Source organism: Microbacterium sp. (assembly GCF_036823965.1).
Lineage (GTDB): Bacteria > Actinomycetota > Actinomycetes > Actinomycetales > Microbacteriaceae > Microbacterium.
The window spans coordinates 827,920-837,464 of sequence record NZ_DAITBE010000001.1 but is presented as its reverse complement, the minus strand read 5'-3'; the positions used below and the strand labels follow the sequence as shown (position 1 = coordinate 837,464).

11 protein-coding genes and 4 tRNA genes are annotated in these 9,545 nt (G+C 65.9%); 9 read left to right on the top strand and 6 right to left on the bottom strand.

Going from position 1 to position 9,545, the window contains the following annotated elements:
- Nucleotides 1-67 precede the first annotated feature (67 nt).
- Both glsA and V7Z82_RS04100 read left to right on the top strand, forming a co-directional pair.
- Nucleotides 68-1,084, top strand: a complete 1,017-nt coding sequence (glsA, locus tag V7Z82_RS04105; RefSeq protein WP_334148240.1) for a glutaminase A — start codon at nt 68-70, stop codon at nt 1,082-1,084.
- Entirely contained in the window at nt 1,081-2,745 is a 1,665-nt protein-coding gene (locus V7Z82_RS04100) for an MFS transporter (protein ID WP_334148238.1), read from the top strand. Before glsA ends, V7Z82_RS04100 begins: the two co-directional genes overlap by 4 nt.
- A gap of 42 nt (nt 2,746-2,787) precedes the next feature.
- Here V7Z82_RS04100 and V7Z82_RS04095 read toward each other — a convergent pair.
- Nucleotides 2,788-2,860, bottom strand: a tRNA-Val gene (locus tag V7Z82_RS04095).
- Nucleotides 2,861-3,011: 151 nt separating this feature from the next.
- Here V7Z82_RS04095 and V7Z82_RS04090 point away from each other — a divergent pair.
- From V7Z82_RS04090 to V7Z82_RS04075, 4 genes are all read left to right on the top strand, one after another.
- A tRNA-Gly gene (locus V7Z82_RS04090) sits at nt 3,012-3,084 on the top strand.
- 54 nt (nt 3,085-3,138) lie between these two features.
- Nucleotides 3,139-3,209 (top strand) — tRNA-Cys (locus tag V7Z82_RS04085).
- 30 nt (nt 3,210-3,239) lie between these two features.
- Nucleotides 3,240-3,311: transfer RNA gene (locus V7Z82_RS04080), tRNA-Val, on the top strand.
- A gap of 296 nt (nt 3,312-3,607) precedes the next feature.
- Nucleotides 3,608-3,802 (top strand): histidine ammonia-lyase, encoded by a 195-nt coding sequence (locus V7Z82_RS04075; RefSeq protein WP_334148236.1) that lies wholly within the window; start codon nt 3,608-3,610, stop codon nt 3,800-3,802.
- 119 nt (nt 3,803-3,921) lie between these two features.
- On the opposite strand, the gene V7Z82_RS04070 is transcribed toward V7Z82_RS04075, so the two are convergent.
- The gene (locus V7Z82_RS04070) at nt 3,922-4,218 is read right to left on the bottom strand and encodes a DUF7882 family protein (protein WP_334148234.1); all 297 of its coding nucleotides are present in this window, start codon (nt 4,216-4,218) and stop codon (nt 3,922-3,924) included.
- 15 nt (nt 4,219-4,233) lie between these two features.
- Nucleotides 4,234-4,587: a hypothetical protein gene (locus V7Z82_RS04065; protein ID WP_334148232.1), complete on the bottom strand. Its 354-nt coding sequence runs from the start codon at nt 4,585-4,587 to the stop codon at nt 4,234-4,236.
- A 404-nt stretch (nt 4,588-4,991) separates the two neighbouring features.
- Here V7Z82_RS04065 and V7Z82_RS04060 point away from each other — a divergent pair, with 404 nt between their 5' ends.
- From V7Z82_RS04060 to V7Z82_RS04050, 3 genes are all read left to right on the top strand, one after another.
- A complete protein-coding gene (locus V7Z82_RS04060; protein ID WP_334148230.1) occupies nt 4,992-5,330 on the top strand; it encodes a DUF7882 family protein in 339 nt (112 codons plus the stop codon).
- Nucleotides 5,331-5,449: 119 nt separating this feature from the next.
- Nucleotides 5,450-6,400 carry a manganese catalase family protein gene (locus tag V7Z82_RS04055; protein ID WP_334148228.1) on the top strand — a complete coding sequence of 317 codons (951 nt, stop codon included), beginning with the start codon at nt 5,450-5,452 and terminating at the stop codon, nt 6,398-6,400.
- Between the two features lie 19 nt (nt 6,401-6,419).
- The gene (locus tag V7Z82_RS04050) at nt 6,420-6,863 is read left to right on the top strand and encodes an SRPBCC family protein (RefSeq protein ID WP_334148226.1); all 444 of its coding nucleotides are present in this window, start codon (nt 6,420-6,422) and stop codon (nt 6,861-6,863) included.
- A gap of 367 nt (nt 6,864-7,230) precedes the next feature.
- Here V7Z82_RS04050 and V7Z82_RS04045 read toward each other — a convergent pair whose 3' ends face one another.
- The 3 genes from V7Z82_RS04045 to V7Z82_RS04035 are packed head-to-tail and all read right to left on the bottom strand — an operon-like array spanning nt 7,231 to nt 9,514.
- Nucleotides 7,231-7,533 (bottom strand): DUF7882 family protein, encoded by a 303-nt coding sequence (locus V7Z82_RS04045; protein WP_334148224.1) that lies wholly within the window; start codon nt 7,531-7,533, stop codon nt 7,231-7,233.
- A 51-nt stretch (nt 7,534-7,584) separates the two neighbouring features.
- A complete protein-coding gene (locus V7Z82_RS04040; protein ID WP_334148222.1) occupies nt 7,585-7,902 on the bottom strand; it encodes a DUF7882 family protein in 318 nt (105 codons plus the stop codon).
- A gap of 55 nt (nt 7,903-7,957) precedes the next feature.
- Entirely contained in the window at nt 7,958-9,514 is a 1,557-nt protein-coding gene (locus V7Z82_RS04035) for a glycosyltransferase family 2 protein (protein WP_334148220.1), read from the bottom strand.
- Between the last annotated feature and the right edge of the window lie 31 nt (nt 9,515-9,545).

Here is a 9,545-nt window from a genome sequence, read left to right as displayed (position 1 = left end):
CCGGGCTCGGGTCATCAGCCGATATACCGCTGTTGCCGGCGTGACCTGAAGGCCTACGCTGAGCAGCATGCGGGCGAGCGAGCTGGACGTTTCCGACATCGAGCAGGCGGTCTCCACCGGTGCTGTGCCGCCGGACGAGCGCCTCGACGATCTGCTGGCTGCCGCACATGCGCGTGCCCTCGCGCACGAGGAAGGTGCGGTCGCCGACTACATCCCGGCGCTCGCGGACGCTGATCCGGCGTCGTTCGGCCTCTGCATCGCGGACGTCCGTGGCGGGCTGCACGAGATCGGCGACACCCGCGTGCCGTTCTCGATCCAGTCGATCTCCAAGGCGTTCGTCTATGCGCTGCTGAGCGAGCAGGTCGGGCACGAAGCGGCGTTCGACATCGTCGGTGTGAACAACTCCGGGCTCGCGTTCAACTCCGTGGTCGCGATCGAATTGAACGACGGTCATCCGATGAACCCGATGGTGAACGCGGGTGCGCTGGCCACGACAGCGCTGCTGCCGGGTGATGCCGACGAGAAGTGGGCGACGGTGCACGAGGGCCTCTCCCGCTTCGCCGGGCGTGAGCTGACGTTGGATGACGAGGTGTACCGCTCCGAGTCGGAGACGAACCAGCGGAACCAGGCGATCGCGATGCTGCTGCAGAGCTACGGACGGATCCGGCACGACCCCGCTGAGGTCGTCGACGTCTACACGCGGCAGTGCTCGCTGCTCGTCGATGCGAGGGATCTGGCGGTGATGGGCGCGACGCTCGCGGATGGCGGCGTGAATCCGGTCACGGGTGAGCGGGTCGTGTCGGCCGAGGTGTGCCGGGACACCCTGGCGGTGCTTGCCGCGAGCGGGCTGTACGAGAACTCGGGGGAGTGGCTGTTCGAGATCGGTCTTCCCGGCAAGTCCGGTGTCGCCGGCGGACTGGTCACGGTCGCGCCTGGCAAGGTCGGGATCGGCGCGTACGCACCCCGGCTGGATGCTGCCGGCAACAGCGTGCGCGGACAGATCGCGACCGCGCACCTCGCCCGCTCGCTCGGCCTGAACATCTTCGCCTCCGATTCGCACTTCCCGGCAGGAGCACGCTCATGAGCACCGAATCCAATCCCGCAGCCCCGGCGTCGACCGAGGGGGAGGTGCGCGCGTCCTGGGTGCCGATGATCGGACTGTTCCTCGCGCAGATCCTGATGTCGTACAACGTGTCGGCGCTGCCGGTGTCGCTGGGCGGAATGGTCGAGTCCTTCGGCGTCCCGCCGACGGACATCAGCACCGCGATCGTCACCTACGGCCTCGTGGTCGCCGCCCTCGTGATGGTCGGCGCGAAGATCGGTCAGCGCGTCGGCTGGGTCATCGTCTTCCGGGTCGTGGTTGCGGTGTTCGCGGCATCCGCTGTCCTGATGATCTCGGCGCAGACCGTGGAGTTCGTGATCCTCGCGCAGGCGCTCGCCGGTGCCTCCGCAGCGATCATCGTCCCCTCGCTGGTCGCACTCATCGCCGAGAACTATCGCGGCGCGCAGCAGGCGACCGCGATCGGCTCGCTCGGCTCGGCGCGCGCGCTCGCAGGCGTGAGCGCGTTCCTCATCGGCGGCACCCTCGCAACCCTGGTCGGGTGGCGTCAGGTGTTCGTCGTCGTCCTGCTGCTGGCGATCGCGGTGTTCATCCTCAGCTTCCGGCTGCGCGGCGAACCGGGCAATCCAGCGATCAAGATCGACATCGTCGCCGCCGTCCTGATCGGCGGCGGCATCGTCTCGCTGACGCTCGGCGTGAACAACCTCAATCGCTGGGGACTGCTGAGCGCTCGACCGGATGCGCCGTTCGATGTGCTCGGGCTCTCGCCGGCTCCGCTGCTCATCGTGGTCGGCCTGGTGCTCGTGCAGCTGTTCTTCCTGTGGACGCGCCGCCGCACGAAGGCCGGCAACGTCCCACTTGTCAGCCTCTCGGTGTTCGGGTCGTCGCGCGAACGCGCTGCCGTGTATGCCATGTTCATCGTGGTCGCACTCGAGGCGGCGCTGAACTTCAGCATCCCGTTGTACATCCAGATCGTGCAGGGGCGCACGCCATTCGACACGTCGATGGCGATGCTGCCGTTCAACCTGACGGTGTTCTTCACCGCGATGCTCGTGGTGCGGTTCTACCCGCGGTTCGCGCCGCGCACGATCGGGATGTTCTCGTTCGGCCTCACCACGATCGCACTCGTCTGGCTCTCGTTCGTCGTGACGAACAACTGGGAGACGCTGCCGACCATCCTGGGTCTGTTCGTGTTCGGCGTGGGGCAGGGCGCGCTCGTCACGCTCGTCTTCAACGTGCTGGTGACCGCGTCGCCGAAGACGCTCGCGGGTGACGTCGGATCCGTGCGAGGCACGACGCAGAACCTTGCCTCCGCGGTCGGCACTGCCGTCGCCGGTGCGTTGCTCGTCGGCATCCTGAGCGTGAATGTCGTCTCCGCGCTCGTCGACCACCCCGAGCTCCCGCCGGGTCTCGTGTCGCAGGTGGACCTCGAGCGCACGAACTTCGTCAGCAACGACCGGCTGAAGGAGGTGCTCGAACAGACGGACGCGACCCCCGCCGAGGTCGACGCTGCCGTGATCGTCAATGAGGAGGCGCGGTTGAGCGCACTGAAGACCGGGCTGCTGGTGCTCGCAGCGGTCAGCGCCCTCGCGATCGTGCCCGCCAGTCGGCTGCCGCGGTACCTTCCTGGCGAGGTGCCGGAGTCGGTCGCTACCGGGCGAGAGCCGGAGCCGGATGCCGACTGACCCCGGGCGCAGAAAAGCCCCCGACGATGCGGGGGCTGACTGTGGGCGATACCGGACTCGAACCGATGACCTCTTCCGTGTGAAGGAAGCGCGCTACCAACTGCGCCAATCGCCCTAAGCCGTGAGGCTCGACAACCGATACTACCGGACGAGGACCGGCCTCGTTGACCAGTCTGGGAGACACGCGCGAGATTCCGTTCGGGTTTGGCGACCGGCGAATCATCGGCTAATGTTTCATGAGTGCCCGGGACACCGGGAAACAAAATGCGGATGTAGCGCAGTTGGTAGCGCACAACCTTGCCAAGGTTGGGGTCGCGAGTTCGAGTCTCGTCATCCGCTCGAGTGCAGAGGGTCTTCTTCGGAAGGCTCTCCGCGCGTGGGGTCAATCCACACGGTGGCGTGGCCGAGCGGCTAGGCACCGGCCTGCAAAGCCGTTTACACGGGTTCGAATCCCGTCGCCACCTCGTCGCACACAAACTGAATAGCCTGAATAGGCGCGATTGGCGCAGCGGTAGCGCGCTTCCCTGACACGGAAGAGGTCACTGGTTCGATCCCAGTATCGCGCACAGACAAACCCCCGGTTCTCCGGGGGTTTTTTCGTGTTCGGGCAGCATCTGGGCGAGTCGATCCGGCAAAGGTGCGGCCCGCAAAACCTTGGTCGAACGTGGCCGAGAAGGCAGTGACCGTCGCGCATGGTCGAGCCGACCGGCGCGTTCCGCGGGATGATGGCGGTTCACCGTGTCGGCGTGGGGCACGCTTCGCTACCCTGAGAGGAGCCTCGGATCCTGACCTCCATGGTCGCTGAGGGCGCGAGAGGAGGAACACGATGGGCGTCGTATTCCCGGCGGGGTCGTTCTCGGTCATGACCGCAGACGGTGACATCGTCATCCTGCGTATCTGTGAGCTGTGCGGTGCAACTGTCGTCGAAGCCGACGGCACCGATCTCGCGTTTCACAAGCGCTGGCACCGGATGACCGGTTCGGGCAACTGGATCGATCCCGAGACCCGCCGTCATCACGGTCCCGAGAGCCCGTTCACTGCGCGCGGATCGGCCTGACGCGAGGCGTGGCCTGCAGTCTTCGGGTCGAGCCGTGATCGCGCAGTCCAGACCCCGTGCTCGACAATGCGGGACCGATCGACTGTACAGAGACCGCGCCATACACGCGTGACCGCGCGCTACTCCAGATCGTCGATCAGGAGTTCGCCAGCGGAGTTGAGGCTCTCCATCATGCGGGCGATTCGCTTGGGGTCGATCTTGGGCATCTTCGCGTTGTCGAAGGCGAGGATCACCGGGATGCTCGGGTGGACCCATGCTGTCAGGCGGCCGATCGGATTCTCGCGGTCCGGGAGCCAGGTCATCATGAAGCTCTCCTGTCGACGCAGCTTCGTGCCGATGATGATCTTCAGGTGCGCGAGCGTGACATCGTCGATCTCGATCGGCGGCCGTGAGCTGTTGTACTCGAGTGTTCCCATGGTGGATCCCCTTCGTCAGCGATCTGCGTGGTGGACGAAATCGTCGTCCGGTCCCCAGGTGCCGAACGGTGGCTCGTCTTCGTACGAGACGGTCCGATCGTCGCGTGGATAGAGCGGGTGCTCGCGGAGCCTGGCGGCTTCCTCCGAGAAATCGGGGTCGACGCCGGCGGATGTCTGCGGGCCGACGAGCACGTCATTGCCGACGCCCACGATGAGATCGGCGCAATCCTTCCGGTCGTCGGTGAGGATCGGGATCTGGACCGCTTCGGAGGTGCCTTCGCTCGCGACGCTGGCCGCCAGCTGCACGAGTGCTTCGGCGACGTCGTCGGTGGTGATCAACTGCTGACCCGCATAGGAAACGATCTTCATGCGTTCCACGTTCTCATCGTTTGCGGACTGTGTCTGGGGGCTTGCGCTTCTTCGGAGCTGCACGATATCGAGTGCCCAGGATCCCGGTCTGGGGGTGCGGGTATCACCGACAACTCGAGACTGTCAATACCCCGAGCCGAATCCGTGTCCTTCCCTAAGCTGGTGAGACGACGAGCAGGACACGTGCCGCTCAGCGTCGGTCGTACCAGGCGGCATCGCCGGCTTTCTCGGGTCGGGCGTCCAATCGGGGGAGGATCCGCATGCGAATCCACCCATTCGACTGTGCCGGTCCTCACCTCGGGGGTGAGGACCGGATCGATTTTCTCGTTCGACCGCTGACGCTCGCGTTCGACGACAGACGATTCGGGTCGGCGGGTGGCCGCCACGGAGAAGGAGCAGCGCCCATGGGTCGGTTCGTGTACGAGGGCGGTCCGAAGGTGGAGATCGAGGACAGGGCGCTCACGCATCTGCAGCTCGTCATCACCGCGAAGCTGCGACGAGGGGAGCCGTTCCCCTTCGCGTGGAAGCTCGACCAGAGCGTCGGCGGCGGTCGGACCACCGTGTGGTTGCATGCCGGCAGCAATCTCGTCTTCAAGTACGCGGGAAGCCGCCAGCCGGCCATCAACCGGAATTGGATCGAAGCGCTCGCCTTCACGGCGAACTCGCCGACCGGTCTCTACCTGGTGCCCGAGCCGGCTGAAGGGGCGTCGACGAGTCAACCGCGCGTCGCAGTTCCGGCTTAGCGGCACGAGTCGGCAAGGGATGCTACGTCCGTTCGGCGCCCACGTCGAGGGCCGCACGGATATCCGTGGTGGGACGCATGATGAGCGCACACCCCAGATGCCCTGCCAACGGAGGCGCCATGTATTTCCACGTTCAAGAGTTCATCAACGAGATCGCTCAGGATGAGCCGGATCCGGCCGCGGCGAATGCGCTGCAGGAGGGGCTCGGCGGGCAGTTCGGTGAGATGCGGACGATGATGCAGTATCTCTTCCAGAGCATCAACTTCCGTGGCCCGGACGGCAAGCCGTACAAGGACCTCATCCAGGGGATCGGTACGGAGGAGATCAGTCACCTCGAACTCATCGGCACCACGATCTCCCGCCTCCTCGACGGTTCGCCCGAGTACACCGGGAAGCCCACTACCCCAGTCGACCAGCCCGGTGCCGGCGGTGCGACGCCACTCGCCATAGCGCTCGACACCGGCAACATCCACCACTACCTCGTCGGCGCTCAGGGCGCGCTCCCGGTCGACGCCGTCGGAAACCCATGGTCCGGGAGCTACGTCTACAACTCCGGCAACCTGGTGCTCGACCTGCTCTACAATCTGATGCTCGAGTCGACGGGGCGGCTGCAGAAGTGCCGACTCTACGAGATGACCGACAACAAGATGGCGCGCAGCACGATCTCGTACCTGATCGTCCGGGATCAGGCCCACGAGAACGCATACGCGAAGGCGCTGGAGACGCTCGGCGTGAACTGGCGGACCTCGCTTCCGATCCCGAAGACGAACGCCGAGCAATTCCCCGAGGTGAAGGCGCTGCTCGATCTCGGGCTGCAGAGCAAGAGCTACTCGTTCGATCTGACCGGTCAGTCGGAGGCAGGCAAGATCTTCCAAGGGGTCTCTCCCTCGAACGACGGCACAGACCTCGATGCCAGCGAGCAGGCTCCTCCGGGATCGCCCATGACGATCTCTCCCGAACGACCGGAGGAGTTCTCGCCGGGCGCAGATGACGAGCTGCGGGCGTTGATCGAAGCGACTGCGGCGATGGAGATGGCCGACATCGACGCGACCTTCGGGCGGATGCAGTGATCTCGCCGGAGCACGTCTGATGGCGACGAACTCTCGGCGCATGCGGTGCCGACCGGAGGACGTGTTCCGGGTGCTCGCCGACGGCTGGCTGTATCCGTCCTGGGTCGTGGGCGCGACGCGGATGCGCGCCGTCGACGCCGAGTGGCCGAATCCGCACTCGGAGCTGCACCATTCGGTCGGCGTCTGGCCGCTGGTCCTGGATGACACCACGCGCTCGGTCGAGTGGGCACCCACCGGACGGTTCGTGCTGATCGCCCGTGGATGGCCGATCGGCGAGGCGGAGGTCACGATCCGGGTGCGCACGGTCGCAAGCGGCTGCGTCGTGCGCATCGACGAGGAGCCGCTGAGCGGGCCGGCGACGCTCATCCCACGCTTGCTCACGACGCCGCTGTTGAAGTTCCGCAACACGGAGACGCTGCGCCGGCTGGCCTATCTCGCAGAGGGGCGACGCGACGGGGCGTGACGGTCAGCTTCAGCCAGCGATCTGCCGCCACGGACCCTTCTCCGTGGCGGCAGCGCGCCGGTGCAGGTCTTCCCTCCACCGCAGCCGTCCAACGCGGCAGTCAGCGGCAACCTGCCATGTCGAACCTACGTCGATGGGCCGTTCGTCTGAATGGGGTTGTCGACTCGTGTGACGTGCGATAACGGGCGGTTCGTTTCGATCCGACACTCACATCCGCCGCGATGTCAAGGCCGTATTCTTCGCTGCCGACAGCGATAGATTGCTCATGGGCCGGGAGCACTTGCGGTCCAGCCGATGGAGTCCCCAGCAAAGTCGGCAGGTGGCCGCGAGCCGGGTTCCCCAGACCCGCCGCGGTCACCATTCCTCCTCACGCCGACTGCATCTGATCGATGAGCAGCTCGCCGGCGGAGTTGAGGCTCTCCATCATGCGTGCGATCCGCTTGGCATCGATCTTGGGCATCGTCGCGCCGTCGAAGGCCAGAATGAGCGGGATGCTCGGATGGACCCAGGCTGTCAGTCGGCCGACGGGATTCTTGTCATCAGGGAGCCAGGTCATCATGAAGCTCTCCTGACGGCGCAGCTTCGTGCCGATGATGATCTTCAGGTGCGCGAGGGTGACGTCGTCGATGTCGATCGGTGGCCGAGAGCTGTTGTACTCGAGTGTTCCCATGTGAAGCACCCTACGCTCGGGGAGAGCGCCCCGGTATTCCGACGGTGCCGCTCAGTCCTCTGGTGCCTCTTCGAGCACCTCATCGACGAGCTGGATGCCGCCTGTCGAGTTCGCCGAGTGCAGCAACTGCTCGATCCATCTCATGTTCAGCGGCGGCGGTTCCGACTCGTCGAAGGTGAACCGGAGCGGGATCGATGGATGCAGCCAGATGGTCGAACGCCCCGGATTCTCAGCATCCACATGCGTCCAGGACACCGTGAAGCTCTCGTTCCGCCGCAGTTTCGTCGCGATGACGACCTTCAGATGCGCGAGCGCGCGATCCTCGATGTGGATCGGTGCGGTGCCCGCGCCGTAGTTCAGCGTGCCCATGCAGACCACGATAGTCCGGGCGTGCCGGTCGAGGGGCGAGCGCGACGTCGTGCCATCAGCGTCGCCGAGCGAGGGTTCGGGCTCGTCGCGCAGCGCGGCCCGCGAGATCCCGGATACCGCCGGCGGGCCCTTCGCGACGCATCGTCACGACGCCGTTCGCACCCGCGATGAGTCTGCAATCGCGGCCGGCGAGCAGCGGCGATCTGCCTGCTCGCGCGAGGACCGATGGGTCGGCTGTGAGCGGCACCTCGAAGGACCATCCTGCACGTCGGATGCGGACTGCGAGCGTCGCGCGCCGGGAGTGCCCGGCCTCGCCGAAGATCTTCAACGGATCGATCGCGACTCTGACGGATTCGACACCGTCGGGACCACGGCGACCCGCGAACCGATGTGCCGTCCCGCTCTGAGGATCCTCGACCACCAGCTCGGCGGTATCGCCGCGGAGGTCGCGGCTCGCATCGAGCGCCGTCGGAGGCAGGTCGCGGAGCCACGTCGGTGCCTGCCAGAGGTGCTGCTTCGGATCGGTGGCGGTGGCCTCGAACACGAGTGCGTCCTCCCCGTCGCTCGTCATGCTGACGCGGACCGTGAGATGGAGCCCACCGCCGCGCGACCAGGCGGCGGACGTGACGGCGGCGCGGCACTCGATCCCGGTCTCGAACTCGGCGAAGCGCAGCAGGTCATCGCGACGGTCGGCACGGAGCAGCGCGGCGCGGATCCGATTCGGGAAGGCGAGCCCCGCGTCCACGCCCGGGCCGAACCGTCGTCGGGCGAGCGGCTCGACCACGTCGAGGAATCGCGTGCGGTACTCCTCGGGGTACCGCAGCATCTGCTTTCCGGTCAGACGCTTCAGGATCTTCCCACGGAACCAGTGCCGAAGCAGTCGATCACGCAGCTTGCCCGGTTCGGTGTTCGCCTCGACGAGGTCGAGCACGGCCTCGAGATGTGGGAAGTAGGTCTCCGGCTCGATGCGTGCGGAGCTCGCGCTGCCCGGCTGCTTGACCCAGGCGTAGCAGGGCTCGCTCGCGAGCACCGAGATCGTGCTCGCCCTGAAGTAGGCCTCCATGACGAAGAGATGATCCTCGAGGCGGACTCGCCCGTTCGGGAAGTGGATGTCGTTGTCGCGAAGAAAAGAGGTACGGAACATCTTGTGCGGGGTGAGCATCTCGAGGATCGGATCCTTGCCGAGCCGGGCATGCGGGATGTCGCGGCTGAAGATCCGACGAGGGAGGGGGCGGCCGATGCCCACCTCCTTGCCGATGATGACGTCGGAGGAGTGCAGGTCGGCATAGTCGCAGAGGCGCTTCAGCGCTCCAGGGAACAGACGATCGTCCTGATCGACGAACTGCACATACGTGCCACGCGCCTCGACGATGCCGTGGTTGCGCGGCGTGCCGGGCCAGCCCGAATGCGGGAGATTCATAACGCGGATGAAGTCGCGGTTGCGCGCGACATCGGTCAGGCGTCGCTGAGTGGATTCGTCGGAGCCGTCATCGCAGAGCAACACCTCGAAGTCGGTCGTGGCCAGCGTCTGCTGATCGAAGGATTCGATGAGTTCATCGAAGCTCGGTCCAGGATTGAAGACGGGGACGATGACGCTCACACGTACTGGCACGGACATCCATTCGGTCGAAGAGAACGCAGAC

Coding starts and splice junctions, on each gene's coding strand:
- glsA (WP_334148240.1), top strand. CDS start 68: ATGCGGGCGAGCGAGCTGGACGTTTCCGACATCGAGCAGGCGGTCTCC.
- V7Z82_RS04100 (WP_334148238.1), top strand. CDS start 1,081: ATGAGCACCGAATCCAATCCCGCAGCCCCGGCGTCGACCGAGGGGGAG.
- V7Z82_RS04075 (WP_334148236.1), top strand. CDS start 3,608: ATGACCGCAGACGGTGACATCGTCATCCTGCGTATCTGTGAGCTGTGC.
- V7Z82_RS04070 (WP_334148234.1), bottom strand. CDS start 4,218: ATGGGAACACTCGAGTACAACAGCTCACGGCCGCCGATCGAGATCGAC.
- V7Z82_RS04065 (WP_334148232.1), bottom strand. CDS start 4,587: ATGAAGATCGTTTCCTATGCGGGTCAGCAGTTGATCACCACCGACGAC.
- V7Z82_RS04060 (WP_334148230.1), top strand. CDS start 4,992: ATGGGTCGGTTCGTGTACGAGGGCGGTCCGAAGGTGGAGATCGAGGAC.
- V7Z82_RS04055 (WP_334148228.1), top strand. CDS start 5,450: ATGTATTTCCACGTTCAAGAGTTCATCAACGAGATCGCTCAGGATGAG.
- V7Z82_RS04050 (WP_334148226.1), top strand. CDS start 6,420: ATGGCGACGAACTCTCGGCGCATGCGGTGCCGACCGGAGGACGTGTTC.
- V7Z82_RS04045 (WP_334148224.1), bottom strand. CDS start 7,533: ATGGGAACACTCGAGTACAACAGCTCTCGGCCACCGATCGACATCGAC.
- V7Z82_RS04040 (WP_334148222.1), bottom strand. CDS start 7,902: ATGGGCACGCTGAACTACGGCGCGGGCACCGCACCGATCCACATCGAG.